Origin of the sequence: Microbacterium sp. 2MCAF23, assembly GCF_052115565.1 — a bacterium.
Taxonomy (GTDB): Bacteria; Actinomycetota; Actinomycetes; order Actinomycetales; family Microbacteriaceae; genus Microbacterium.
This window is the reverse complement of the sequence record NZ_JBFRGY010000008.1, coordinates 1-24,324: the sequence shown is the minus strand read 5'-3', so window position 1 is coordinate 24,324 and position 24,324 is coordinate 1. Positions and strand designations below refer to the sequence as shown.

General features: G+C 71.1%; 22 protein-coding genes. 15 read left to right on the top strand and 7 right to left on the bottom strand.

Features of this window, described 5'->3' with window-relative positions; genetic code table 11:
• Nucleotides 1–627, bottom strand: a complete 627-nt coding sequence (locus AB4078_RS09745; protein WP_441976961.1) for a GyrI-like domain-containing protein — start codon at nt 625–627, stop codon at nt 1–3.
• Nucleotides 628–761: 134 nt separating this feature from the next.
• Here AB4078_RS09745 and AB4078_RS09740 point away from each other — a divergent pair, with 134 nt between their 5' ends.
• The gene (locus tag AB4078_RS09740; protein ID WP_441976960.1) at nt 762–1,289 is read left to right on the top strand and encodes a flavin reductase family protein; all 528 of its coding nucleotides are present in this window, start codon (nt 762–764) and stop codon (nt 1,287–1,289) included.
• 59 nt (nt 1,290–1,348) lie between these two features.
• Nucleotides 1,349–1,726 carry a hypothetical protein gene (locus AB4078_RS09735; RefSeq protein ID WP_441976959.1) on the top strand — a complete coding sequence of 126 codons (378 nt, stop codon included), beginning with the start codon at nt 1,349–1,351 and terminating at the stop codon, nt 1,724–1,726.
• A 52-nt stretch (nt 1,727–1,778) separates the two neighbouring features.
• Here AB4078_RS09735 and AB4078_RS09730 read toward each other — a convergent pair whose 3' ends face one another.
• The 4 genes from AB4078_RS09730 to AB4078_RS09715 form a co-directional block, all read right to left on the bottom strand.
• Nucleotides 1,779–5,324: an error-prone DNA polymerase gene (locus AB4078_RS09730; RefSeq protein WP_441976958.1), complete on the bottom strand. Its 3,546-nt coding sequence runs from the start codon at nt 5,322–5,324 to the stop codon at nt 1,779–1,781.
• On the bottom strand, nt 5,324–6,874 hold the full coding sequence (locus AB4078_RS09725; protein ID WP_441976957.1) for a DNA polymerase Y family protein: 1,551 nt from the start codon (nt 6,872–6,874) through the stop codon (nt 5,324–5,326). Before AB4078_RS09725 ends, AB4078_RS09730 begins: the two co-directional genes overlap by 1 nt.
• The gene (locus AB4078_RS09720; protein ID WP_441976956.1) at nt 6,871–7,653 is read right to left on the bottom strand and encodes a hypothetical protein; all 783 of its coding nucleotides are present in this window, start codon (nt 7,651–7,653) and stop codon (nt 6,871–6,873) included. Before AB4078_RS09720 ends, AB4078_RS09725 begins: the two co-directional genes overlap by 4 nt.
• A gap of 137 nt (nt 7,654–7,790) precedes the next feature.
• Complete coding sequence (locus tag AB4078_RS09715) at nt 7,791–8,240, bottom strand: YybH family protein (protein WP_441976955.1); 450 nt, start codon at nt 8,238–8,240, stop codon at nt 7,791–7,793.
• 112 nt (nt 8,241–8,352) lie between these two features.
• Between AB4078_RS09715 and AB4078_RS09710 the strand changes: the two genes are divergently transcribed.
• The 7 genes from AB4078_RS09710 to AB4078_RS09680 all read left to right on the top strand — a co-directional run bounded on the left by AB4078_RS09710 (nt 8,353) and on the right by AB4078_RS09680 (nt 13,782).
• On the top strand, nt 8,353–9,207 hold the full coding sequence (locus AB4078_RS09710; protein WP_441976954.1) for a Rieske 2Fe-2S domain-containing protein: 855 nt from the start codon (nt 8,353–8,355) through the stop codon (nt 9,205–9,207).
• A gap of 79 nt (nt 9,208–9,286) precedes the next feature.
• Nucleotides 9,287–9,757 carry a prepilin peptidase gene (locus AB4078_RS09705; RefSeq protein WP_441976953.1) on the top strand — a complete coding sequence of 157 codons (471 nt, stop codon included), beginning with the start codon at nt 9,287–9,289 and terminating at the stop codon, nt 9,755–9,757.
• Nucleotides 9,758–9,835: 78 nt separating this feature from the next.
• Entirely contained in the window at nt 9,836–10,048 is a 213-nt protein-coding gene (locus tag AB4078_RS09700; protein WP_440731411.1) for a response regulator, read from the top strand.
• Nucleotides 10,041–10,655 (top strand): CYTH domain-containing protein, encoded by a 615-nt coding sequence (locus AB4078_RS09695; RefSeq protein ID WP_441976952.1) that lies wholly within the window; start codon nt 10,041–10,043, stop codon nt 10,653–10,655. The genes AB4078_RS09700 and AB4078_RS09695 overlap by 8 nt, the downstream gene beginning before the upstream one ends.
• A 125-nt stretch (nt 10,656–10,780) precedes the next feature.
• Nucleotides 10,781–11,935 carry a type III polyketide synthase gene (locus tag AB4078_RS09690; protein WP_441976951.1) on the top strand — a complete coding sequence of 385 codons (1,155 nt, stop codon included), beginning with the start codon at nt 10,781–10,783 and terminating at the stop codon, nt 11,933–11,935.
• A gap of 1 nt (nt 11,936) precedes the next feature.
• Nucleotides 11,937–12,647, top strand: coding sequence for a methyltransferase domain-containing protein (locus AB4078_RS09685; RefSeq protein WP_441976950.1), 711 nt, complete (start codon nt 11,937–11,939; stop codon nt 12,645–12,647).
• Entirely contained in the window at nt 12,634–13,782 is a 1,149-nt protein-coding gene (locus AB4078_RS09680) for an FAD-dependent oxidoreductase (protein WP_441976949.1), read from the top strand. Before AB4078_RS09685 ends, AB4078_RS09680 begins: the two co-directional genes overlap by 14 nt.
• Before the next feature lie 73 nt (nt 13,783–13,855).
• Here the strand turns inward: AB4078_RS09680 and lpdA are convergent, their stop codons facing one another.
• Nucleotides 13,856–15,253 (bottom strand): dihydrolipoyl dehydrogenase, encoded by a 1,398-nt coding sequence (gene lpdA / locus AB4078_RS09675; protein WP_441976948.1) that lies wholly within the window; start codon nt 15,251–15,253, stop codon nt 13,856–13,858.
• 115 nt (nt 15,254–15,368) lie between these two features.
• On the opposite strand from lpdA, the gene AB4078_RS09670 reads away from it, so the two are divergent.
• From AB4078_RS09670 to AB4078_RS09660, 3 genes are all read left to right on the top strand, one after another.
• Nucleotides 15,369–15,845: an FHA domain-containing protein gene (locus AB4078_RS09670; protein WP_440731417.1), complete on the top strand. Its 477-nt coding sequence runs from the start codon at nt 15,369–15,371 to the stop codon at nt 15,843–15,845.
• On the top strand, nt 15,845–16,522 hold the full coding sequence (ftsR, locus tag AB4078_RS09665; protein ID WP_440731418.1) for a transcriptional regulator FtsR: 678 nt from the start codon (nt 15,845–15,847) through the stop codon (nt 16,520–16,522). The genes AB4078_RS09670 and ftsR overlap by 1 nt, the downstream gene beginning before the upstream one ends.
• Nucleotides 16,523–16,654: 132 nt before the next feature.
• Complete coding sequence (locus tag AB4078_RS09660; RefSeq protein ID WP_440731419.1) at nt 16,655–17,200, top strand: MerR family transcriptional regulator; 546 nt, start codon at nt 16,655–16,657, stop codon at nt 17,198–17,200.
• Between the two features lie 86 nt (nt 17,201–17,286).
• Here AB4078_RS09660 and AB4078_RS09655 read toward each other — a convergent pair whose 3' ends face one another.
• The gene (locus AB4078_RS09655) at nt 17,287–18,096 is read right to left on the bottom strand and encodes a ParA family protein (RefSeq protein ID WP_045252454.1); all 810 of its coding nucleotides are present in this window, start codon (nt 18,094–18,096) and stop codon (nt 17,287–17,289) included.
• Between the two features lie 82 nt (nt 18,097–18,178).
• Here AB4078_RS09655 and AB4078_RS09650 point away from each other — a divergent pair, with 82 nt between their 5' ends.
• The 3 genes from AB4078_RS09650 (at nt 18,179) to AB4078_RS09640 (ending at nt 24,135) form a co-directional block, all read left to right on the top strand.
• Nucleotides 18,179–21,592, top strand: coding sequence for a pyruvate carboxylase (locus AB4078_RS09650; protein ID WP_441976947.1), 3,414 nt, complete (start codon nt 18,179–18,181; stop codon nt 21,590–21,592).
• Nucleotides 21,593–21,718: 126 nt separating this feature from the next.
• The gene (locus AB4078_RS09645) at nt 21,719–23,644 is read left to right on the top strand and encodes a nucleotide-binding protein (RefSeq protein ID WP_441976946.1); all 1,926 of its coding nucleotides are present in this window, start codon (nt 21,719–21,721) and stop codon (nt 23,642–23,644) included.
• Nucleotides 23,644–24,135: a peptide deformylase gene (locus AB4078_RS09640; RefSeq protein ID WP_440731422.1), complete on the top strand. Its 492-nt coding sequence runs from the start codon at nt 23,644–23,646 to the stop codon at nt 24,133–24,135. The genes AB4078_RS09645 and AB4078_RS09640 overlap by 1 nt, the downstream gene beginning before the upstream one ends.
• Nucleotides 24,136–24,324 lie beyond the last annotated feature (189 nt).

The window sequence follows — 24,324 nt, the reverse complement described above, 5'->3', positions numbered from 1 at the left end:
TCAGGCGGGCGCCACGGGCTGGCGCAGGATCGTGCGGCGCTTCTCAGGAGCAACCCGGCGGGCGTCGCTCAGATAGACCTCGTGGTGCAGGCCTGCCAATCGCAGGCCCTGCTCCGGGATCACCTCGTCATGCATCCGTGCGAGGAGCGGCGCCTCGTCATCGAAGGATCCGATGTGCAGAGTCTGCAGGCAGAGCCCCTCCGACAACGGGAGTATGCGCAGGTCGCCGAGCCGCACCGGCGCCCTCTTCGTGCGGACGTCGGCGATCACAGCCTCCACGAGTGCATCCTCGATCCATTCGGGGATGAGGATCAGCATCGTCCAGTCCCAGCGTGACTTGTCCCGCGCCGTGGTGAACGCATCCATCTCGTCCGCCCACCACAGCCCCTCCAGCGGCGGGACGACGTGATCCCGGTCGAGCTCGCGCTTGCTGGCGAACTTGAGCGCGTACGCGACCGGATACAACGTCTCGAGCGCCTCGGCGTAGGCAGAAGCCGTGTTCGGATCCCCATGGCCGTCGATCGCGAGATAGCGGCTCGGCGGCAGATCGAGGAGGCGGAAGTCGCCGGCGCGAGCGCGATAGCCGTCCAGGCTCTTGGTGAGATCGACCTTGGTCACCGTCGTCATGGGGTGATTGCAGCACGAAGCACCGACATCGCGATGACGGAGTGAGACAGGATCGCATCCGGCGTGCGGGAACGGGCATACCGTTGAGGGTGGGCCCGAACGCTGTGCCCGCGGCAACGACAGAGAGAAGCACGATGAGCACCCCCGGTCTGGAAGAGGACGTCACCGAGAAGTTCAAGGGAGCATTCCGGCATCACCCCGCCGGGGTCGCGCTGGTGACGGGGATCGCCCCGGACGGCCCCGTGGGCCTCACGCTGTCGAGTGTCGCCTCGGTGAGCGCCGACCCCGCGGTGCTCGTCTTCTCCGTCACGCGCGCGACCGGAAGCGCAGGCGGGATCCTCTCCGCTCCCAGTGTGCTCGTGCACTTCCTCGTCGCCGGGCAGGAGCCCATCGCCGACGCGTTCGCCCGGTCAGGCGAGCCGCGCTTCACCCCGGAGCAGGGATTCCGGACGCTGCCGACGGGCGAGCCGTTCCTGCCATCGGCCAGGGTCGCGGTGCGCGGCACCATCCGGGAGACGCACCCGGTCGGGCCGTCGGCGCTCGTGCTGCTCGACGTGCTCGACGTGATCGAGGGCACCCCCGGTGCGCCGTTGCTGTATGTCGACCGGCACTACGACAGTCTCGTCTCCGCGAGCGCGCAGGCGCCGGCACCACAGAGCTGAGAGCGTCTGCCCGCGCCGAGCCGCTTGCCCCTGCGGCTGTTCTGAACGAAGGTGGAGCCATGGCCGTGACCCTGATCCTCCCGCTGTCCGCGCCGCTCGGCGTCGGGCGCATCGTGGCCGTGGACGAGGAGTCCCGTGCCGTGCGGATCCGCGACCTGACCACCGGTGTCGTCTACCGCGTGCCCGGATCCGTCCTGCCCGAGCTCGGGGCACTGCCCTGGCGCGGCCGGGTGGAGGCGTGCACGGTGCTGGCGACGGAGGAAGGCGTGGTCACGGAGCTCGTGCTCGACGCCGTCCCGGGCGGCGCGGTCGATCTCCGCGGATCCGCGATCGCGCTCGAAGGCGCCTCGGCCGCGGCCGCGGCCGCGAAGGCCCAGGCCGCCGTCTGGGGCGGCACCGACCGTCCGCCGCAGGAGGAGACGCCCCGCTTCTGGTGAGGGCGGGCGCGGGCACCCGTCTCGTTCGGGAGCTCCGGGGCTCGATCCGCGCTCATTGGAAGTCCCGGGAATGAAGCGTCACGCCCACCGCGAGCTGTTCGAACGCGTCGGCCAGCAGATTGGTGACGCCCTCGGGAGAGCGCTCCAGGACGCCGCGCACGATCAGCGCGGGTGACTCCCGGGCGATCCGGCGGTAGCGCAGCCACACGCCCTGGGTGCAGATGACGTTCACCAGACCGTGCTCGTCCTCGAGGTTGAGGAAGGTCACGCCGCCCGCCGTGGACGGGCGCTGCCGGTGGGTCACGAGGCCCGCCGTCTCGACCCGCCGGCCGTTCTCGTGGGTGCGCAGCGCGGAGGAGGTCAGCACGCCGCGCGCGTCGAGCTCCGCGCGGAAGTGCGCGAGCGGGTGGTCATCGGTGGACACCCCGGTCGCCCAGAGGTCGGCGGTGAGGATCTCGTAGCTGGTCTGGTCGCCGAACAGCGGCGGCTGCACGGCGACCACCGTGTCGGGCAGATAGCGGGCGCGATCCTCCGCCGCGGAGCCGGCCAGCCAGATCGCCTCCCTGCGCTGCAGCCCGAGGGAGTCGAAGGCCCCGGCGGTGGCGAGGGCCTCCACCTGGGAGGCGGTGAGGTCGGTGCGGCGCACGAGATCGTTCAGGTCCCGGTACGGACCGTGGGACACGCGAGCGGCAACGATCCGCTCTGCCGTCTTCTCGCCGATCCCGGTGACGCCGGCAAGCCCCAGCCGCACGGCGAAGCGGCCGTCCCTGCGGTGCGCGAGGGTCTCGTCGGGGGCTTTCGGGTCGAACGGCGCAGCCTTCACACCGGGAGGCCGCGCGGGGAGCTGATGCGCGCAGGCATCCAGGCCGGTGCGCCCGGTCGCCGCCGGATCCACAGGCTCCAGGGTCTCCGTCGCCCCGGAGCGCCGGATGTCGGGCCGGCGCACTTCGACCTCGTGCCGGCGGGCGTCGCCGGTGAGGGTCGCTGCCGAGTAGAACCCCATGGGCTGAGAGCGCAGCAGGCCCGCGAGGAACGCGGCGGGGTAGTGCAGCTTGAGCCAGGAGCTCGCGTACACGAGCAGCGCGAACGAGAGCGAGTGCGACTCCGCGAAGCCGAAGTCGGAGAACGCCTGGATCTGCGCGTAGATGCGGTCCGAGGTCTCCTCGTCCAGCCCGTGCCGGCGCATGCCGGCGTACAGGCTCTCCCGGATCCGGTCGATCTTCTCCAGTCCCCGCTTGGATCCCATCGCGCGGCGCAGCGTGTCGGCCTCGTCCGCGCTGCAGTCGCCGAGCGCGGTGGCCATCTGGATGAGCTGCTCCTGGAACACCGGGATCCCCAGGGTCCGTTTCAGGATCGGTTCCAGCTTCGGGTGCGCGTACGTCACATCTTCCTGGCCGAGCTTGCGACGAACGAAGGGGTGCACCGCGCCGCCCTGGATGGGGCCGGGGCGGATGAGCGCGATCTGGATCGCGAGCTCGTAGAACTCCCGCGGTTGCAGGCGGGGAAGCAGTCCCATCTGCGCCCGGGACTCGACCTGGAACACCCCGATCGTGTCGGCGCGGCAGAGCATGTCGTAGACCGCGGGCTCCTCCTTCGGCAGGGTGTCCAGCGTCCACTCCTCGCCGGTGGCGTCGCGGACCAGGTCGAAGCAGTGCCGCAGCGCGGAGAGCATCCCGAGCCCGAGCAGATCGAACTTCACCAGCCCCATCCAGGCCGCCGCGTCCTTGTCCCATTGGATGACGGTGCGCTTCTCCATCCGCGCATGCTCGACAGGAACGACCTCGCCGACCGGGCGCCGGGTGAGCACCATGCCGCCGGAGTGGATCCCCAGGTGCCGGGGCGCGCGCAGCAGCTCATCGGCATAGGCGACCACCTGCTCGGGGATGTCGTGGTCGGGGGCGGGGCTCAGATCCAGTCCCCAGCGCTCCACCTGGCGCGACCAGGCGTCCTGCTGCCCCGGGGAGTGCCCGAGCGCACGGGCCATGTCGCGCACTGCGTTCTTCGGCCGGTACTGGATCACGTTCGCGACCTGCGCCGCGTTCTCCCGGCCGTACTCCTCGTACACCCACTGGATGATCTCCTCGCGCCGCCCGGAGTCGAAGTCGACGTCGATGTCGGGCTCCTCGGTGCGGGTCGTGGCGAGGAAGCGCTCGAAGGGCAGGCCGTACAGGATCGGATCCACCGCGGTGATGCCGAGCAGATAGCAGACCACGCTCGCCGCGGCCGACCCGCGGCCCTGGCAGAGGATCCCGCGATCCTTCGCCTCCTTCACGATCCCGTGCACGATCAGGAAGTAGCCCGGGAAGTCCTTCTCCTCGATCACGTTCAACTCCCGCTCGATGCGGCTCTTCCCCTCGTCGGTGAGCTCTTTCGGGGTGCCGTCGGGATAGGCCGAGGGCACGGCCGCCCAGACCAGCGCCCGCAGGTGACTCATCGGGGTCTCACCCGGGGGGACGCTCATCGTGGGCAGCGCAGGCTTGGCGCGGCGCAGCGGGAAGGCACAGGCCTCGGCGATCTCGAGGCCCGCCGCGATCGCCCCCGGGTAGCGGGCGAAGCGCGCCGTCATCTCCGCCCCCGAGCGCAGATGCGCCGTACCGTGCGCGGGCAGCCAGCCCTCGAGCTCCCGCATGCTGCGGGTGGCGCGCACGGCCGCGATCGCCTCGGCGAGCTGGGCACGTTCCGGCGCGGCGTAGTGCACGTTGTTCGTCGCGACCATGGGCAGGCCGTGCCGGAGCGCGAGGGCGGCGAGGGCGTCGTTGCGCCGGCTGTCGAGCGGATCGCCATGATCGATGAGCTCGACGGCGACCCTGTCGGTGCCGAACAGATCGACGAGGGTGAGCAGGGCTCGCTCCGCGCCCTCCGGTCCCTCCCGCTCCAGGGCGCTGCGGACGCTGCCCTTGCGGCAGCCGGTGAGGATCGTCCAGTGCCCCTCGGCGCGGTTCGCCAGCGACTCGATCTCATAGAACGGCCGCCCCTTCTCGCCCCCGCGCAGCTGCGCCTCGGTGATCGCGGCGGAGAGGCGGTGGTAGCCCTCTGCGCCACGGGCCAGCACGAGCAGGTGCTCGCCGAGCGGATCCTCCAGGCCGCGGCGCTCCGGCGGCGGCCGCAGCCCCGCGCTCCCGCGCGGTCCGTGCGCGTCGGGGCCGCGTGGGTCGGAGGAGGGGAGCGACAGCTCCGCCCCGAACACGGTCTGCAACGGCGGTCCGGAGGGCTCGGCGCCCTCTGGACCGCCCGTCGTCTTCTTCTCCGGGTCCGCCAGGGACGCAGCGGCCTCGGCGAAGCTCGCGGCGCCGTAGAAACCATCGTGGTCGGTGATCGCGAGAGCCGTGAGGCCGAGCCGCTGCGCCTCGGCGATGAGGTCTTCGGGGGAGGAAGCTCCATCGAGGAAGGAGTACGAGGAGTGCGCGTGCAGCTCGGCGTACGGGATTGCGTTCTTCGGACGCTCGATCCCGTCCAGCCGGATGGGCGGGCGCTTGTGCATGCGGGAGGGCGCGTCGATCGCGATCTGCTGATGCAGAGGGGCGGCATCATGGGGAGCCTTGCCGCTGAGGGTGCGCTCCAGCGCGGCCCACGACATGTCGGGGTTGTGGAAGCCCATCAGTGATACCTCCCCTCGGCCCACCACTGATCGCCCTGATGAAGCACCAGCCAGGCACGCTCCTGCTCGTCGACGAGCTGCAGGCGCTCGCCGCGGAACGAGCCCGCGGGATCCCCGCGCCGATCCCGCACCGGCCAGGGGCCAGCCCAGGACAGCACCGCACACGCGTCGACGGCCGCCGGCTCGGCGGTGAGCAGACCGCGCCCGTCGATGTCGACCGCGCTGCCGTCAGCGGCGGTCACCGCGATCGGCCGCGGTGGGACGAACACCTCGGCCGGCAGCGGATCCGGCAGCTGCCCGGGCCAGGGCTGATCCGCGGGCCGGGACGGCACCACTCGCTCGCCCCAGGGCGTGAGCTGCTGCCGGTCGGAGACGAGGCGTCCGCCGGCTACGACGGCGGTGACCACGCCCTCGTGGCCGAGCAGGGTCTGCACGCGGGAGACCGCGTGGTGCAGACGCTCGTCGGTGCCGGATCCGAACAGACCCGGCTGATGGTGCGCGGCGTCGTCGACGGCGACGGGGGCGATCCGCACCCGCACGATGCCCCGGAACCGATGCGCCTCATCGTCGTCGCCGGTGGCGGCGGTCTCGGCGGCCAGCGACTCCAGCTGCCAGCGCACCCGGTCGACCAGGTCTGGGGCCTCGAAGCAGGTGGGATGCAGCCAGGTGCGCGAGGTCACCTGCTCGTCGTCGTCGGTGAGGTCGATGCGCACCTCGGTGCACACCAGCGAGGCCTTCGCGAGGGCGAGGATCACGGCGTCGGCGCTCTGCCGGACGGCGAACGCGATCTGGTCGGACTGCCCCAGGGGGGACTCGAACTCGACCTCCGACACGAGCTCCGGATCCGGTGGGCGCGGCACGACGGGGCGGGAGTCCGCGCCCGCCGCCAGGGCGTGCAGACGCGCTCCATGTTCGCCGAAACGTGCGCGCAGCCGTTCCGCACCGAGGGCGGTGAGCTCGCCGAGGGTGCGTACGCCGAGGCGGAGCAGCAGCGCGGTCACCTCCGGATCCTGCAGGGCCTGCACGGGCAGCGGGGCGAGGAAAGCAGCGGAGGCGCCTGCACCGACTACGAGCACCGGATCCGCGCCGCGCGCCGCGAGCTCGGCGGTGAACGGCCCGTCCGCGATCCCGATCCGCACCTCGGGGTGCCCCTCTTCCTCGAGGCGGGCGTGCAGAGCGCGCGCCGCCTCGACCTCTCCGCCGTGGAAGCGCGCGACACCGCGGGCCCGGAGCAGCGCGAGCCCCGGCCGGAGCAGCTGCGCCCCCGGGGCCTGCTCCTCGATCAGACGCAGGACGGGCAGGAACGCCCGTTCGTCCCTGGCCGGATCCGCGGGCAGGATGCGCAGGTTCGGCAGCAGTCCCTGTGCCTCTCTGCGGCGCTGTCCGATCCGCACGCCGTGGGCGCGTGCCGCCGCGCTGCAGGCGATGACCCTGTTCGCATGCAGGATCGCCGCGGGCTCGCTGGCTTCGGCGCCCAGGGCTGCGCGCAGCGGCCAGTCCGGGAACCACAGCACGATCACCCGGACCGGCTCCCGTGTCGCGCCGCTCATCCCGCCACCGCCAGGAGCGCGGGTGCGTCGGCGAGCGGACGCGGGGCGACGTGCATGGACGGGAGCGGGATGAGGCGGGGTGCCGTGGGCGCGACGGCCTCGACCATGCCGTGCATCCCCGGCAGGCGCACCCGCACGCTCTGCGGCGCAGGGGAGCGCCGGGTGCGCGCGGTGACCGTCACCTCGCACTCCTCCAGGGCGCCCCAACCGGATCCGAGCCCACGCCAGTGCGGGTCATGCACCTGGAGGGAGCCTTCGCTCTGCGGCCAGACGAGAGGGGCGCCGGCGGCCCCGGAGACGACCAGCAGCGTGCAGCCGCGATCGCGGAGCCTGGCGCTCAGCCGGCTCAGCTCCGCATCCCGCACCGCGGAGGAGGGGCGGATCGCGATGAGCGGGATCACCTCGCTCAGCGCCGAGACCACGGAGAGCCAGCGCGGCCCAGGGGCGGGGACGAGGAGGAGGCGGTCCAGATCCACGCCATGCCCGGCCAGCGCCTCCACGCCCAGGGTGGGCATGCCGACGGCCGCGCACCATGCACCGGTGCGCGAGGCGCCGGCGAGCAGCGCCCCGATGAGCCCGGGGGAGGGGGAGAGCGCATACGTCGTGCCGACCTGCAGGCCCCCTTCGGGGAGGATCGGCTCGAGGGGAGGGGGCACCGGGATCAGCGGCAGGTCGCTCCGGCGGCGCTGCATGCGGGTGATCTCGCGGCGCAGTCTCAGCACATCCTCGGCGCGGGTGTCGGCGTCGGGGGCGATCATGGAAGCGAGCGTCATCCCCATGACTCCATTCTCGAAGATCTCTTCTAATACTGCAACAGCAGAGACGACGATAACTCGTACATCCGACATGGATGCCGAGAGCGGGAGAAGGGGCGGGACGGATCCGTCCGCCGTCAGGCAGACAGCGATCCGCATCGTCACACGACGGGGTGAGCCTCCTGGCGCACGTCCTCGTGCAGGTGCGCGATGCGCAGCGAGTCGTCCGCCTGGCGCAGCAGCACGGCGGTGTTGCGCGACAGCTCGGGGGAGATAGCGGCGCCGTGCTCGTCGATCCCGTCCACCCGCAGCCACCAGGTCGCGACGAGGACGCCACCGACCGCGCGCACGCGGAGATCCTCGATGGTCAGAGAGGTCTCCGTCCAGGCCGGTGCGCTCTGATCCTCCGCGGCGCCTCTGCGTCGGCCGCGGAGGGTCGCGAGTTCCTCGAGTCCTGTCACCAGGGGTTCGGAGGCGGAGTCGAAGATCGTCACGTCCTCCGCCAGCAGAGCGTCGATCGCCGCGGAGTCGCCGCGCAGATAGTCGTCGTACATCCCCGTCAGCAGGCGATGCACATCGTCATGCGGCAGGGGATGGGCGCTCTCATTCATCGCGGCGAGGCTATCAGCTTGCGCAGCACAGCCCGCCTGTCAAGCCGTTGACCCTCGCTCAGCGCGAAGGTAGACAGGAGGCTTCGACCACACGGTGCGGAGGAGAGATCCCATGCGAGTGACAGCGGCGATGCAGTCCCTGATCCGGACGATCGGGAAGACCAAGGGACTCGATCCCGCGGCGGAGAAACTGAGCGGCTGGGTCGACGCCGCCACCCGCTCCACGCCTGTGAAGAACGCGCTCTCCGGATCCTGGCTGGGCCATCAGGTCCATCCGATGCTCACGGATCTGCCGATCGGAGCATGGGGTGCGGCCACGGTGCTCGATCTCACCGGGGCGGACCCGGCGGCGTCCCGCCGCCTCGTCGGCCTCGGCATCCTCGCCTCCGCGCCGACGGCGGCGGCGGGCGCCTCCGACTGGTCGGCCCTGCACGGCCCCGCGAAACGGGTCGGGCTGATCCATGCCGCCGCGAACGCGACGGCCTCCGTGCTGCAGATCACGTCCTGGCTCGTGCGCCGGCGCGGCCACCACGGCGCGGGTGCGGCGCTCAGCCTGCTCGGGCTCGGCCTCACCCTGGGATCGTCGTACCTGGGCGGGCATCTCTCCTTCGTCCGCGGCGCCGGTGTGAACCATACGGCGTTCCAAGGCTCGGTGCGGCGCTGGACCGACGTGGGCGCCGACGCCGATCTCGCCGAGGGCGCCCGGTCACGGGTGCTGGTGGGCGGCGTTCCGGTGCTGCTCATCCGTGTGAACAGCGATCTGCACGCGATCTCCGCCGTCTGCAGTCACGAGGGCGGCCCACTCGACGAGGGCAAGCTCGGGGCGGACGGCTGCATCACCTGCCCGTGGCACGGCAGCAGGTTCCGCATCGAAGACGGCTCGGTGCAGCGAGGCCCCGCGAGCGTGCCGCAGCCGCGCTGGGAGGCGAAGGTCGAGGACGGGCGGATCCTGCTCCGCTCTGCCTGACCGGAGTCGCGCCGACGTTCTGGGCGGAGTTGTCCACAGCCCGCTCACGGGCATCGCGCCGATCTTCTACCGTCGGGGTGTGGATCTCACCGCTGTCGTCGTCGTGCTGGCGCATCTCGTGCTGCTCGGGATCGGGGTCTGGCTGATCGCCATCGACATCGCGACGCACCGGCTCCCCGACCGGATCGTGCTGCCGACGCTCGCGGGCGCCCTCCTGCTCGCGCTCGCCGGAGCGGTGTTCGCGGACGCGGGCGCGCGACTGCTCGGCGCGCTGTGGGGGATGCTGATCCTCGGCGGCTTCTATGCGCTGCTGCGGATGCTGAGCCGTGAGGGCATGGGCGGCGGAGACGTGAAACTCGCCGCACTCATCGGGGTGGTCCTGGGCTGGCACGGGTGGCAGGCGCTCCTCATCGGCGCGACGGCGGCCTTCGTGCTGGGCGCCGTGCACGCGCTCGGGCTCATCGTGCTCCGCCGGGCGACCGGCTCGACGCACATCGCGTTCGGGCCGTGGATGATCGTGGGCGGAGCACTCGGTGTGGCCGTGGCATGAGAACCTCTCGCGACCCCCGCGTGAACAACGCCGCACGAGGATCGCATCCGACGGGTGGCCGGGGATTAGGGTGAGCACATGGCACTCGCACGGCTTCACGGCGGCCCGCTGGACGGGCAGATCATCCCTCTCGGATCGGCGGACGACGAGATCGCCGTCCCCTACAGCGAGACGCTGCTCGTCTACAACCGGCGTGGCGAGCCGACGCACACCGGCGAGCACGACGGCCCGACCGAGTACCAGTACTGGTACCAGGGATCCCAGGACGACCTCAATCCCTCGGATGTCTGAGCCGTCCCGCACCGTCGAGGTCGAGCGCAAGTACGACGTCGACGACAGCACTCCGCTGCCGTCGTGGGATGCGGTCCCCGGTGTGGACCTCGTGACCGAGGGCGAGGCCCGCGCTCTGGACGCCCGCTACTTCGACACGGCCGCGGGCGACCTCGCCCGCGCCGGCGTCGCCCTGCGGCGGCGCACCGGAGGGCCGGACGAGGGATGGCATGTGAAGGGTCCCCGCAGCGGCGACGGCCGCGTCGAGCTCGGCTGGCCGCTCGGCGAGGGGGACGAGATGCCGTCCGCGGTCGCGGAGATCATCGCCCAGTGGACGACGCATCCCGTCCTCCCGCTCGCACGTATCGAGAACGCCCGCACCGCCTACCTGCTCATCGGTCGCGGCGGCGTGGTGGCCGAGTTCGTGGACGATCGCGTCCGCGGCACCGACCTGCGTCGGGGCGGTCAGCGGGAATGGCGCGAGTGGGAGATGGAGCTGGGCCCCGCGGCTCCGGCAGACGAAGAAGGCCGGCTGGCTTTCTTCCGGGCCGTGGAGCAGGCGGTCATCGCCGCTGGCGGCCGGAAGTCGCCCTCCGGATCCAAGCTCGGTCGCGCCCTCGGGTTCTGAGCGGAAGCGTGGCAGTTCTCCGGATCCGCTGAGACCTTCGTCGCCCGATCCGGGCGGTGTCGCAGAGTCCGAGCGGGATCCGCAAGACCCTTCCCGCGACGCGGACAGCATGCTTGAGTGGCACCATGAGCAGCCCCGCGGTGCTGAGGTCCCTGCAGACGGTCGTCCCGGACACGGTCCTTCATCAGAGCGAGGTGCGCGACGTCTTCGCCGCGCAACCGGGCCTGAGTCGGCTGGCCCGCCGCATCGTCACAGCCTCGTTCGACGGATCAGGCATCGACACCCGCCGCACCGTGCTCAGCGAGCTCACGCTGGCCGAGACGGACGCGGATCCGGTCTTCTTCGACCGCACCACCGGCGACCTGCTCTCCCCGGGCACCGGAACCCGCAACGACGTCTACGTCCGCGAAGCGACGCGGTTGTTCGTCGCTGCCGCCCGCGCCGCCCTCGACGCCGACCCCGAGATCGCCGCCGCCGACATCACGCACGTGGTCACGGTCTCCTGCACGGGCTTCCATGCCCCGGGCCCGGAGTACGAGATCGTGCGAGCGCTGGGTCTTCCGGAATCGGTGCAGCGCTACCACCTCGGCTTCATGGGCTGCTACGCCTCGATGCCGGCGCTGCGGGTGGCGAGCCAGTTCTGCGCCGCGGATCCGGACGCCGTGGTGCTGGTGGTCAGCGTCGAGCTGTGCACCCTGCACCTGCGTTCCTCGGAGAACCCAGACCTGATCGTCGCCTCCTCCCTGTTCGCCGACGGGGCGGCGGCCGGCATCGTCACGGCACGTCCGTCCGCCGCCGCCGGGCTGCGCCTGGACCGGTTCCACACCGCGATCGCCCCGCAGGGGGAGAAGGACATGGCGTGGACCATCGGGGACCACGGCTTCGAGATGATCCTCTCCACCGCGGTGCCGCAGATCATCGGAGAGACGATCATCGATGCGCTGCGTCCGCTGTACGCGGGGGAGCTGGAAGCGTCGTTCCAGGACGGCAGGATCGGCGAGGAGGTGCGGCACTGGGCCATCCATCCGGGCGGACGCAGCATCCTCGACCGTGTCCAGGACCGCCTCGCTCTCAGCGACGTGCAGCTGCACCCCGCCAGGGAGACGCTGCGGACGCACGGGAACATGTCCAGTGCGACGATCCTGTTCGTGCTGCGGCGGATCCTGGAGGAGGAGGGTGCGCACCACGGCGAACGCGTCTCGGCGATGGCTTTCGGGCCCGGCCTGACCGCGGAGAGCGCGCTGATGACGGTCGTCGGCGCCGAGGGCGATGGGCGCTGACTTGTCCGCACGCGCCGTCGGCCTGCGCGAGCTGATGGACGACCCGCGGGCGGATCCGCAGACACTGGAACGCACCTACCGACGCTTCGGCGCGGTGAACGCCGTGGTGTCCCGCGTCGGTGCGCTGTATCGGCGCGACATCCGGCCGCGGGCCAGGGCAGGGCGGGTGCGGATCCTGGACGTCGGCGCGGGAGGCGGGGACCTCTGCCGCGCGCTCGCGGCGCGGCTCGCCCGAGACCGGCTCGCCGCCGAGATCATCGCGTTGGATGCCGACGAGCGGGCCACGGCCTGGGCGGCCGCGCAGGACGATGATGCCGGGGTGGTCTACCGGTGCGCGTTCGTCGCCGACCTGGTCAGGGCCGGAGAGTCCTACGACATCGTGGTGTCCAACCACATGCTGCACCACCTGGACCCGGCGGAGCTGCAGCAGATGCTCGCCGACACCGCGTACCTCGCCGGTGGGGCAGGGCTCGTGGTGCATCGAGACATCGCGCGCAGTCGTGCCGCGTACATCCTGTTCGCGGCGGGGACATGGCCCTTCGCCGGGAATCTGCTCGCGGGATCCTTCATCCGCGCCGATGGGCTGACCAGCATCCGCCGGTCCTACACGCCCGCCGAACTCGCGGCCGTCGCCCCGGCGGGCTGGATCGTGCGGCGCGGGCTGCCCGCGCGGCTGGAACTGCGGCGTGAGCCGGGCGATGTCCGATCCTGACGGGCCGCTGGTCAGGACCACGCTGCACGATCATGAGGTCGTGATCGTCGGCGCCGGTCCTGTCGGGCTGCTGCTGGCCTGCCTGCTCGCCCAGGACGGCGCCGACGTGTTGGTCTGCGAACGCCGCCGCGGCGACGACCTGCGCAGCCGGGCGATCGGGATCCATCCGCCCGGCCTGGAGCTGCTCGACCGCGCAGGCGTGGGCGAGGCGGTCCGAGCCGAGGCCCTGACGCTCGAAGGCGGCGACGTGCTCAGCCGCGGTCGGATCCTGGCGGCCCTGACCTTCCCCGAGTCGCGCCGCGTGCGCGTGCTCCCGCAGCAGCGCACCCACGCCCTGCTGCGGGATCGGCTGGAAACGCTGTCCGCCGGGACTCTGCGCTTCGGCTGCACCGCCGGTGCCGTCCGGGACGAGGGCGACTTCGTGCGGCTGGCGGTCGACCGGCCGGCCGGCCGCCTGGAGATCACCGCAGCGTTCGTGGTGCTCGCGGACGGCGTGCACAGCGCCCTGCGCCGAGAGCTCGGCCTGGGCTGGCGGCGCCGCCCGGGGCGCGCCGCGTACGCGATGGCGGACGTGCCCGATCTCGCGGGAGACGCCCGCGCGCGGCTGCACTGCGAGCCCGGCGGGCTCGTGGAGTCGTTCCCGCTGCCGGGCGGGATGCGGCGGTGGGTGCTGCGATCCGACAGCGTGCACACGGCGGCGGAGTTGCGTGCGGCGATCGCAACGCGGATCGGGCAGGATCCGGAGATCAGCGACGACACCCCGCCGACCCGTTTTGTCGCGACCCAGCACCTGGCGCGCACGTTCGTCCGCGGTCGCGTTGCGCTGCTGGGCGACGCCGCGCACGAGATCAGCCCGATCGGCGGCCAGGGGATGAACCTCGGCTGGGTGAACGCCGGTCGGCTGGCCGCGGCGCTGCGCGCGGCGCTGACCGAGGGCGGGGCTGACCTCGGCGACTACGCACGTCGCGCGGCCCGATCCGCCCGCACGGCCCAGCGGCGCAGCGCGTTCTACATGTCGATGGGCGCCCCCGCGCAGGGCGTTCCGCTCGGGGCGAGGGAGACGCTCATCCGGACCCTGGGCTCCGCGCCGCTGCGTCCGTGGGCGGCCGGCCTGGTGACGATGCGCGGCCTCTGACCACACCGAGCGGAGACGACAGAGGGCCGGTCACGCGCATGGCGTGACCGGCCCTCTGTCCGATCGGATCCGATCAGAGGTTGATCATGTGGCCCGCGAGGCCGTGGAACGCCTCCTGCAGCGCCTCCGACAGCGTCGGGTGCGTGTGCACGTTGCGAGCGGCCTCGAGCGCCGTGAGGTCCCACTTCTGCGCGAGGGTCAGCTCGGGCAGGAGCTCGGACACGTCGGGGCCGATCAGGTGGCCGCCGATGAGCTCGAGGTGCTCCGCGTCCGCGATCAGCTTGACGAAACCGACCGGCTCGCCCAGGCCGTTCGCCTTGCCGTTCGCGCTGAACGGGAACTTCGCGACCTTGATCTCGCGACCCTCGGCCCTGGCCTGCTCCTCGGTGAGGCCGAAGCTGGCCACCTGCGGCTGGCAGAACGTGGCGCGCGGCATCATGCGGTAGTCGCCCAGGGTCATCGTCTCGGCCTTGCCGATGGTCTCGGCGGCGACGACGGCCTGCGCCTCGGCGACGTGCGCGAGCTGCAGCTTGGCGGTGACGTCGCCGATCGCGTAGATGCCCTCGACGTTGGTGCGCATGTGGTCGTCGATGTCGATCGCGCCGCGCTCGGTGAGCTTGACGCCCGTGTTCTCCAGGCCGTAGCCGTCGACGTTCGGAGCGAAACCGACCGACATGAGGACCTTGCCGGCGGTGATCTCGCCGGGCTGGCCGTCGCGGGTCTCGTAGGTGACGTGCACGGACGAGCCGTTGTCGGTGACGGTCTTCACCGCGGTCGAGGTGAGGATGTCGACGCCGAGCTTCTTGTACTGCTTCTGGATCTCCTTGGAGACCTCGACGTCCTCGTTGGGCAGCGCCCTGTCGAGGAACTCGATGATGGTGACCTTCACGCCGTAGTTGGTCAGCACGTAGCCGAACTCCATGCCGATCGCGCCGGCGCCGACGATGACGATCGACTCGGGCAGGTCGCGGGTGAGGATCTGTTCCTCGAAGGTGACGACGTTGTCGCTCAGCTGCACGCCCGGCAGTAGGCGGACGGTGGATCCGGTCGCGATGATGGCGTTGTCGAACGTGACCTCTTCGGTCGTGCCGTCGGACTTGGCCACGGAGATCGCCTTCGGGCCCGTGAAGGTGCCGCGGCCGTCGTACTCGACGACCTTGTTCTTCTTCATCAGGAAGTGGATGCCCTTGACATGGGTGTCCGCGACCTTGCGGCTACGGTCGAATGCGGCGCCGAAGTCGAAGTGCACGTCACCCGAGATGCCGAAGAACTCGGCCTTGTGGTTGAACGTGTGCGCGATCTCCGCGTTCTTCAGGAGTGACTTCGAGGGGATGCACCCCACGTTGAGGCAGATGCCGCCCCAGTACTTCTCCTCGATGATGGCGGTGGAAAGGCCGAGCTGGGCGCTGCGGACGGCGGCGACGTAGCCGCCGGGGCCAGCGCCGAGGATGACGACGTCGTAGTGTGGCATGCTCCCAGCCTATCGCCCGCGCGAGCGGGCTCGGGCAGGTGAGACAGCCCCGGATCCGGCTCCCGGGGGCCGCGCGCTTCCGATAGGCTGGAACGCCAGAGGAGGGGGAGAAACAGTGACTGAGAACGACGTTCCCGAAGGCGCCGTCCGCCGCGGCGGTGAGCCCCTGCACGACACCACGCAGACGTTCGGGCACGACTCCGACCTGTCGTTCGTCCCGTTCGGCGCCGAGCTGACCGAGGTCGAGCAGGCGGCGATCGCCGCGCTCCCCTCGGGTTCCGCGCTGCTGCTGGTCCGTTCCGGCGCGCTCGCCGGTGCCCGCTATCTGCTCGACACGGCGGTGGCGACGGTCGGACGTCATCCTGAGGCGGACATCTTCTTCGATGACGTCACGGTCTCCCGGCGGCATGCGGAGGTCATCCGCACCGGCACCGCGTTCGAGATCGTCGATCAGCGTTCGCTGAACGGCACGTACGTGAACGGCGAGCGGGTCGATCGCAGCGAACTGCGAAACGGCTACGAGGTGCGCGTCGGCAAGTTCCGGCTGAACTTCTTCGCCTCACCCGTGGATCTCGCGCAGGCGAACGACTGATGGCGGCGTCGGCCGCCGAGCGTTCTGCCCCCACCGGGTTGCTGAGCATCGGCCAGGTGCTCGCACGTCTCACGCCGGAGTTCCCCGACGTGCGCGCCTCCAAGCTCCGGTTCCTGGAGGAGAAGGGGATCGTCAACCCCGTGCGCACCGCGTCCGGGTACCGCAAGTTCTCCGCCGCCGACCTGGAGCGGATCCGCATCGCGCTCACGCTCCAGCGCGACCAGTACCTGCCGCTCAAGGTCATCCGCGAGCACCTCGACGCGCTCGACGAGTCCGGCGGCTCGCCGGAGCTGCCCGCGTCGATCGTGCAGGGTCCGCGCCGGTACCGCCGCGACGAGCTGGTGCACGCGGCGGGTGCGTCGCACGCTCTCCTCGGCGACGCGGTGTCGAGCGGCATGCTTCCGGCTGCCGAGACCTACCCCGAGTCTGCGGTGTCGCTGCTGCGCGCGCTGGCGGCACTGGACGGCCACGGCATCGGGCCGCGCCACCTGAGGCCGCTGCGGCAGAGCGCCGAGCGTGACATCGCCCTGGTCCAGTCGGCGCTGTCCGCGCTGCTGCGCCGGACCGACACCCCGTCGCGGGCGCGGGCCAGCGAGATGGCCCCCGAACTGGCGTCCCGCCTGGACGAGGTGCGTTCGCTCCTGGTCAAAGACGGCATCGGCCGGCTGCTGTCGTAACGAACTGATTGCGACACACCCCCTCGTCGGGACGGATGTCGTTGTCGGGGGGTCCACGCTGTTCTAGCGTGGAGTCATCGACTTTCAGGTTGTGGTTGAAGGATGCTGTGCCTTCAGGATGAGGAGGATGCCATGAGCGCCGAGGAACGGGGCGATGCACCGTCGTTCGGAGACGATCTCCTCTTCACCGACGGACTTCCCGCGATGGACGACGAGGTCGGCTACCGCGGCGCCGTGGCCGCCCGTGCGGCCGGTATCACGTACCGACAGCTGGACTACTGGGCGCGCACCGAGCTGGTGGTCCCGACCGTCCGCGGCGCGAGCGGGTCCGGATCCCAGCGCCTATACGGCTTCCGCGACATCCTCGTGCTCAAACTCGTCAAGGAGCTGCTCAACACCGGCATCTCGCTGCAGCAGATCCGCACCGCCGTCGATCAGCTCCGGGCCGCCGGCATCCGCGATCTGGCTGGCACCACCCTCATGAGCGATGGCGCCTCCGTCTACCTGTGCACCTCGAACGATGAGGTCATCGACCTCCTGAGCCGAGGCCAGGGCGTCTTCGGCATCGCCGTGGGCAAGGTCTTCCACGAGGTCGAGGCGACGCTGGTCGAGTTCGATGCGCTCGTCGCCGAGCCGGCGGACGACCTGGCCGCGCGCCGCGCCCGTCGCACCGCCTGACCGCACGGGAACAGCAACGGAAAGAGCCGGCCCCCTCGGGGACCGGCTCTCGTCGTATCGGGGCTCTTGCGAACCGCCGAGTCCGCTCAGACGCGGGTGTCGTCGGGCAGGGCGATGCGCCCGGTGCGGATCACCCTGTCCAGCAGTGTGTCGAAGTCGGCGGCGAGTTCCTGCGCGGAGTCGCCGGGCCAGATGTGCAGCGGCTTCGCGGCGCCCTGCGCCTGCTGCAGCGAGGTGCGCTCCGGCAGCTGCGGCGAGAGCACGAGCGGGCCGAACATGTCGCGCAGCTCCTTGATGCGGAACTGGTGCTCGATGGACTGCGGGCGCACGCGGTTGACCACGATGCCCAGCGGCTGCAGCCGGGGGGAGAGGCCGCGGCGGATCTCCTCGATCGCGCGCAGGGCGCGGTCCGCGGCGGCGACCGAGAACAGCCCCGGCTCGGTGACCACCATGACGCGATCGCTCGCGGCCCACGCGGTGCGGGTGAGCGCGTTCAGCGACGGGGCGCAGTCGATCAGCACGAGGTCGTAGTCGGCCTCGACGGCGGCCAGCGCCTCCTCGAGCTTCCACACGTCGCGCACGCTCGGGTGCGGGCCGTCGAAGTTGATCGCCGACGGGCTGCCGATGAGCACGTCGATCGTCCCGGGGTGCACCTTCGCCCAGCCGGAGGATGTGATGGCCTGGCGGACCACCTTCTCCTTGGGGTTGGCCAGGACGTCGGCGATGTTGAGCCGGCCGGCGACCTGGATGTCCATGCCGGTGGAGACGTCGGACTGCGGGTCGAGATCGACCACGAGGGTCCGGACGCCGCGGGCGAACGCCGCCGAAGCGAGGCCGAGGGTCACGGTCGTCTTTCCGACACCGCCCTTGAGGGAACTGACGCTGAGTACGTGCACGGACACCACGTTACCTTCCTCTAGGCTGAGGACACACTCAGCCCCCGATGCGCGTCGCTGCGCCCCCAGTGTTCGAGGTGCCATGTTCCAGAAGATCCTTGTGGCCAATCGTGGAGAGATCGCGATCCGGGCCTTCAGAGCCGCGTTCGAGGTGGGGGCGAAGACGGTCGCCGTCTTCCCCTGGGAGGATCGCGGATCCATCCACCGCCAGAAGGCGGATGAGTCGTATCAGATCGGGGAGGTCGGGCACCCGGTGCGGGCCTACCTCGACGTCGAGGAGATCATCCGCGTCGCGCGGGAGTGCGGCGCCGACGCGATCTACCCCGGCTACGGCTTCCTCTCGGAGAACCCGGAGCTCGCGGCACGCGCCGCCGAGAACGGGATCGCCTTCATCGGCCCGCCGGCGCACGTGCTGGAGATGGCCGGCAACAAGGTGACCGCGAAGCAGCATGCGGTCGCAGCCGGCGTGCCGGTGCTGCGTTCGACCGACGCGTCCGACGACGTCGACGAGCTCGTCGGACAGGCTGCCGACATCGGCTTCCCGATCTTCGTCAAGGCCGTGGCCGGCGGCGGCGGACGCGGCATGCGGCGGGTCGAGTCGATCGGGGAGCTGGCGCCGGCGCTGGCCGAGGCCATGCGCGAGGCCGGGAGCGCCTTCGGTGACGCGCGAGTGTTCCTCGAGCAGGCGGTGCAACGGCCCCGGCACATCGAGGTGCAGGTGCTCGCGGACGGCACGGGGCACACGGTGCATCTGTTCGAGCGCGACTGCTCGGTGCAGCGTCGTCACCAGAAGGTGATCGAGATCGCTCCGGCTCCGAACCTCGATGACGGAATCCGCACGGCTCTGCACGGCTACGCCGTCGCCTTCGCGAAGTCCATCGGCTACGAGAACGCGGGCACGGTCGAGTTCCTGCTGGAGACGGCAGGGGAGCGCGCGGGTGAAGTCGTGTTCATCGAGATGAACCCGCGGATCCAGGTCGAGCACACCGTGACCGAAGAAGTCACGGACGTCGACCTCGTGCAGTCGCAGATCCGGATCGCCGCCGGGGAGACGCTGGCGGATCTGGGCCTGGACCAGGACAGCATCCAGCTGCGCGGCGCCGCGCTGCAGTGCCGGATCACCACGGAGGACCCGGCTCAGGGATTCCGTCCCGACACCGGCCGGATCACGACCTACCGCTCGCCCGGCGGTGCCGGCATCCGCCTCGACGGCGGCACCACGGCCGCCGGCTCGCAGATCAGCCCGCACTTCGACTCGATGCTCGCGAAGCTGACCTGCCGTGGCAGGGACTTCCCTGCGGCGGTGGCCCGGGCGAAGCGCGCTCTTGCCGAGTTCCGGATCCGTGGCGTCGCGACGAACATCCCGTTCCTGCGCGCCGTGCTCGACGACCCGGAGTTCGTCGCCGGAGACGTGTCGACGCTCTTCATCGAAGAGCGGCCTGAGCTGCTCACGACCAACCCCTCGAGGGACCGGGCCACGCGTCTGCTGAACTGGCTCGGCGACGTCACGGTGAACAGGCCGTACGGCCAGAAGCCGTTGTCGCCCTCGCCCGGGAGCAAGCTCCCGAAGATCGATCTGAGCGTCGAGCCGCCCGCAGGAGCCCGCGAGCGTCTGCTCCGGCTGGGACCGGCCGGGTTCGCCCGCGCGCTGCGCGAGCAGACCGCGCTCGCCGTGACGGAGACGACCTACCGCGACGCGCACCAGTCGCTGCTCGCGACGCGGGTGCGCACCCGGGATCTGGTGCGAGTCGGCCCGCACGCGGCGCGCATGACGCCGCAGTTGCTCTCGATCGAGGCATGGGGCGGCGCGACCTACGACGTCGCGCTGCGCTTCCTCGCGGAGGACCCGTGGGAGCGCCTGGAGGCGCTGCGGAAGGCGATCCCCAACATCCCGCTGCAAATGCTGCTGCGCGGGCGCAACACGGTCGGGTACACGCCGCGGCCGGTCGAGGTGACGAACGCGTTCGTGCGCGAGGCCGCGACGACCGGGATCGACGTCTTCCGCATCTTCGACGCGCTCAACGACGTGTCGCAGATGCGGCCCGCGATCGACGCGGTGCTGGAGACCGGCACCGCGGTCGCCGAGGTGGCGCTCTGCTACACCGGCGATCTGCTGGACCCCGCGGAGCAGCTCTACACCCTGGACTACTACCTGCGCCTCGCGGAGCAGATCGTGGACTCCGGCGCGCACATCCTCGCGATCAAGGACATGGCGGGCCTCCTCCGCCCCGCGGCGGCGGCGCGCCTCGTGTCCGCGCTGCGCGAGCGGTTCGACCTGCCCGTCCAGGTGCACACGCACGACACCGCCGGCGGGCAGCTCGCGACGCTGCTGGCCGCCAGTGCGGCGGGAGCGGACGCCGTGGACGCCGCGGCGGCGCCGATGTCCGGCACGACCAGCCAGCCGTCGCTGTCGGCCCTCGTGGCGGCTCTCGCGCACACCGAGCGCGACACCGGGCTGGATCTGCAGGCGATCGGCGACCTGGAGCCGTACTGGGAGGGCGTGCGCCAGCTCTACCGCCCCTTCGAGTCGGGACTGGCCGCACCCACGGGCCGCGTGTACCACCACGAGATCCCCGGAGGGCAGCTGTCCAACCTGCGCCAGCAGGCCATCGCCCTGGGCCTCGCGGACGACTTCGAGCGCATCGAGGACATGTACGCGGCGGCGGACCGGATCCTCGGCCGGATCCCCAAGGTGACCCCCTCGTCGAAGGTCGTCGGTGATCTCGCCCTGGCTCTCGTCGCGGCAGGAGCGGACCCCGCGGACTTCGAGCAGAATCCGCAGAACTACGACATCCCCGACTCCGTGATCGGCTTCATGGCCGGCGAGCTGGGCGATCTGCCCGGCGGATGGCCGGAGCCGTTCCGCACGAAGGTGCTGGCGGGGCGGAAGGTCTCGATCGACGTGGTCCCGATCTCCGAAGACGAGCAGCGCGCACTCGACGGAGAGAGCCTGGAACGGCGGCAGACGCTGAACCGTGTGCTCTTCCCCGGGCCGGCCGCGGAGTTCGAGCGCAATCGCGCGGCATTCGGAGACCTGTCCGCGCTGGGCACGCCCGATTACCTCTACGGCCTCGTGCCTGGTGAGGAGCATGTCGCGGAGATCGACCCCGGGGTGCAGCTCTATGTGGGGCTCGAGGCGATCGGCGAAGCGGACGAGAAGGGCTTCCGCACGGTCATGACCACGCTGAACGGCCAGCTCCGGCCGGTGTTCGTGCGGGATCGCTCCCTCAAGGTCGATGTGCGTGAGGTCGAGAAGGCGGACACCTCCAAGCCGGGTCAGGTGGCTGCCCCGTTCTCGGGCGTGGTGACGCTGAAGGCCGAGGCAGGACAGGCGGTGAGCGCCGGCGAGGCGATCGCCTCCATCGAGGCGATGAAGATGGAGGCGGCGATCACGGCACCCGTGGACGGCGTCGTGGAGCGCCTTGCGATCGGCGCCACCCAGCAGGTCGACGCCGGCGATCTCCTGGTCGTGATCCGCCCGTCGCACACCGACTGAGAGCCGCGGAGGGCGTCCGCGATGGACGCCCTCCGGCCCGGTCCGCCGCGTGGGGGCGCGGCGATGTGCACTAACCTTGGGCGTTGTGATGCGCGCCGACAGGGCGTATCACGGGGGAGAAGCATCATGAGCACAGAACGCAGGAATACACAGAACGAAGAGGCCGAGGACGCTCTCGGCGTCCTCGACAGCACCGGCGCCATCGGCACGGCGGACATCGGGCTGCTCGGCGAGTCGACCGCACAGGTCCCCGTCGCGCTGCCGGTCCCGGACGACGATGATCTCGTCGACGACGACGTCACCGATGGCGAGGCGTTCGCCGACCTCGTGCTCGACGCCGATCCCGCCGACCTCGTCCGAGGGGACGACGGCATCGGGAGGATCCATCAGGGCGCAGGCATCTCGGACATCGTGATCGAGATCCCGGCGGTCGCGGCCGAGGAGGTCGTGGTCGCTGAGCTCGTCGAAGATGCAACGGCGCGGGACCATGACGTCGCCGGCGGGGTCGAGGGCGATGCCTCCGGGTCCGCGGATCCGTCGCCGCAGGCGGCGGCCTCCGACGAGCCCGCGGTGCAGGAGGACGCGCCTGCCGAGGAAGCAGCTGTCGAGGACGTGGCTGCCGAGGAAACGGTCGTGGGTCCGATCGACGACCAGGTCGATGCCCCGGACTTCGACACCGCCTTCGACGGCACCGCCTTCGACGGGATCGCCGAGGACGTGAACGCCGGCGAGGTCGAGTTTCCGGTCGACGATGATGCGGAGGCGGTCGAGGTGGGCGAGCATGCCGAGCCTGTCGCCGACGTCGAAGCCGAGGAGGACACCGGCGCCGTCGCCGAAGACGGCATCGACGACGTCGCAGAGGACGACGCCCACGCTGTCGCTGACCACGAAAGCTCCGTCGAGCCCGTTGTCGCGTCGGTCGTGCCGGCGGAGCTGGTGCTCCACGCCGTGGACGGGACGAGCCCCGCGCCGGTCCGGGCGCTCGATGTGAACACCGCGCCGACCGTCGCTGCGGCGGCGACGGAGGAGGAGATCATGACCGACGACCACGCTCGCGCGTCCGAGCCCGACCTCACCTCGCGTCGGCTGGATCAGCTCGGCGACCGGGAGCGGGAGAGCGCGGACCTGCTCACTGCCGACCGGTTGCTGGATGCGAGCAGGCTCGCGGGCCCGGAGCCGGAAGGGCTGTGGAGCCACCTGCTCTACACGGTGTCCGGCCGCCGTATCAACCTCGGCGACGGCAAGCGCGCCCAGCAGCGCAAGGCGCTGAGCGCGCGCATCGCCTCGCCGCTGTCCGGGACGGCCCGGTTCGTTCCGGTGCTGAGCCGAAAGGGCGGCGTCGGCAAGACCACGGTGACGGCGCTGCTCGGTATGGCACTCGCCGATGCGCGGGAGGACAGGGTCATCGCCGTCGACGCGAACCCCGACCGCGGCACCCTCGCCGATCGCATCGCGCGCACCAACAGCAAGACCGTGCGTGACCTGGTGCGCATCCACGATCAGGTCACCGGCTATCACGACATCTCCGCCGTGGTATCGCGAGACGCCACCCGCCTCGATGTGCTGGCATCGGACGCCGATCCCCGGGTCTCCGAGGCGTTCAATGACGAGGACTACGACCAGGTCGCCTCGGTCGCGGCGCACTACTACTCGCTCGTGCTCACCGACACCGGCACCGGCATCGTCCATTCGGTGATGGGCGCGATCCTGGATCGCGCGGACACGCTCGTGATCGTCGCCGGACTCAGCGTCGACGAGGCGCGGCTCGCATCCGAGACGCTCACCTGGCTCGAGGCGAACGGCTATGCCGCCAAGGTCCGCGAGGCTGTCGTGGTGCTCAACCAGTCCACTCCGGGGACCCCTATGGTGCGTCTGGGCGAGCTGGAGGCGCATTTCCGCACTCGAGTCGCGCACGTGCTGCGCCTCCCGTACGACGCCCGCATCGCGGCGGGAAGCGCGATCACCTTCGCAGCGCTGCAGCCGGAGACGCGCCAGGCGGCGCGGGAGCTGGCCGCGATCGTGGTCGAGGGCCTGAGGGCGCAGGCGGCCTGATGGCGGTCCGTGAGATCCGGCTGTTCGGAGACCCCGTGCTGCGCACGGTGTGCGCCGAGATCGGCACCATCGACGACGGCGTGCGCGCTCTCGTCGCCGACCTGGTCGACAGCGTCGAGCTCCCCGGGCGCGCCGGGGTCGCCGCCCCTCAGATCGGCGTGGCGCTGCGTGCGTTCAGCTACAACATCGACGGCGACATCGGCTACGTGCTGAATCCCGTGCTGGTCGAGGTGCGCGGCGACCCGGTGCCCACCGGCGAGGGCTGCCTGTCCGTGCCCGGCCTCTGGCACGACGCGCTGCGCCATCCGTGGGCGCGCGTCGAGGGGATCGACCTCGACGGCGAGCCCGTGGTGCTGGAGGGGGAGGGGCTCCTCGCCCAGGCTCTGCAGCACGAGACCGACCACCTGGACGGCAAGGTGTACCTCTCCCGGCTGGATCCGGAGACCCGCAAGATCGCCATGCGCGAGGTGCGCGAGAGCTCCTGGTTCTGAGAGCACCTGGTTCTGAACGCATGAGGAAGGGCCCCGGGAATGAACTGACCCCCGGGAGTTGGACTGAGAAATCAGTTTCGACTCCTGGGGGTCAGTTCTTTGCATCCGAGGAGTTCACTTTCTGAGGCGCAGCGGTTGGCGGCGGTAGCGTCGTTTGAAGAGGGTCTCGCTGACAGGGCGGTATCGACC

Coding starts and splice junctions, on each gene's coding strand:
- AB4078_RS09745 (WP_441976961.1), bottom strand. CDS start 627: ATGACGACGGTGACCAAGGTCGATCTCACCAAGAGCCTGGACGGCTAT.
- AB4078_RS09740 (WP_441976960.1), top strand. CDS start 762: ATGAGCACCCCCGGTCTGGAAGAGGACGTCACCGAGAAGTTCAAGGGA.
- AB4078_RS09735 (WP_441976959.1), top strand. CDS start 1,349: ATGGCCGTGACCCTGATCCTCCCGCTGTCCGCGCCGCTCGGCGTCGGG.
- AB4078_RS09730 (WP_441976958.1), bottom strand. CDS start 5,324: ATGGGCTTCCACAACCCCGACATGTCGTGGGCCGCGCTGGAGCGCACC.
- AB4078_RS09725 (WP_441976957.1), bottom strand. CDS start 6,874: ATGAGCGGCGCGACACGGGAGCCGGTCCGGGTGATCGTGCTGTGGTTC.
- AB4078_RS09720 (WP_441976956.1), bottom strand. CDS start 7,653: ATGGGGATGACGCTCGCTTCCATGATCGCCCCCGACGCCGACACCCGC.
- AB4078_RS09715 (WP_441976955.1), bottom strand. CDS start 8,240: ATGAATGAGAGCGCCCATCCCCTGCCGCATGACGATGTGCATCGCCTG.
- AB4078_RS09710 (WP_441976954.1), top strand. CDS start 8,353: ATGCGAGTGACAGCGGCGATGCAGTCCCTGATCCGGACGATCGGGAAG.
- AB4078_RS09700 (WP_440731411.1), top strand. CDS start 9,836: ATGGCACTCGCACGGCTTCACGGCGGCCCGCTGGACGGGCAGATCATC.
- AB4078_RS09695 (WP_441976952.1), top strand. CDS start 10,041: ATGTCTGAGCCGTCCCGCACCGTCGAGGTCGAGCGCAAGTACGACGTC.
- AB4078_RS09690 (WP_441976951.1), top strand. CDS start 10,781: ATGAGCAGCCCCGCGGTGCTGAGGTCCCTGCAGACGGTCGTCCCGGAC.
- AB4078_RS09680 (WP_441976949.1), top strand. CDS start 12,634: ATGTCCGATCCTGACGGGCCGCTGGTCAGGACCACGCTGCACGATCAT.
- lpdA (WP_441976948.1), bottom strand. CDS start 15,253: ATGCCACACTACGACGTCGTCATCCTCGGCGCTGGCCCCGGCGGCTAC.
- ftsR (WP_440731418.1), top strand. CDS start 15,845: ATGGCGGCGTCGGCCGCCGAGCGTTCTGCCCCCACCGGGTTGCTGAGC.
- AB4078_RS09660 (WP_440731419.1), top strand. CDS start 16,655: ATGAGCGCCGAGGAACGGGGCGATGCACCGTCGTTCGGAGACGATCTC.
- AB4078_RS09650 (WP_441976947.1), top strand. CDS start 18,179: ATGTTCCAGAAGATCCTTGTGGCCAATCGTGGAGAGATCGCGATCCGG.
- AB4078_RS09645 (WP_441976946.1), top strand. CDS start 21,719: ATGAGCACAGAACGCAGGAATACACAGAACGAAGAGGCCGAGGACGCT.
- AB4078_RS09640 (WP_440731422.1), top strand. CDS start 23,644: ATGGCGGTCCGTGAGATCCGGCTGTTCGGAGACCCCGTGCTGCGCACG.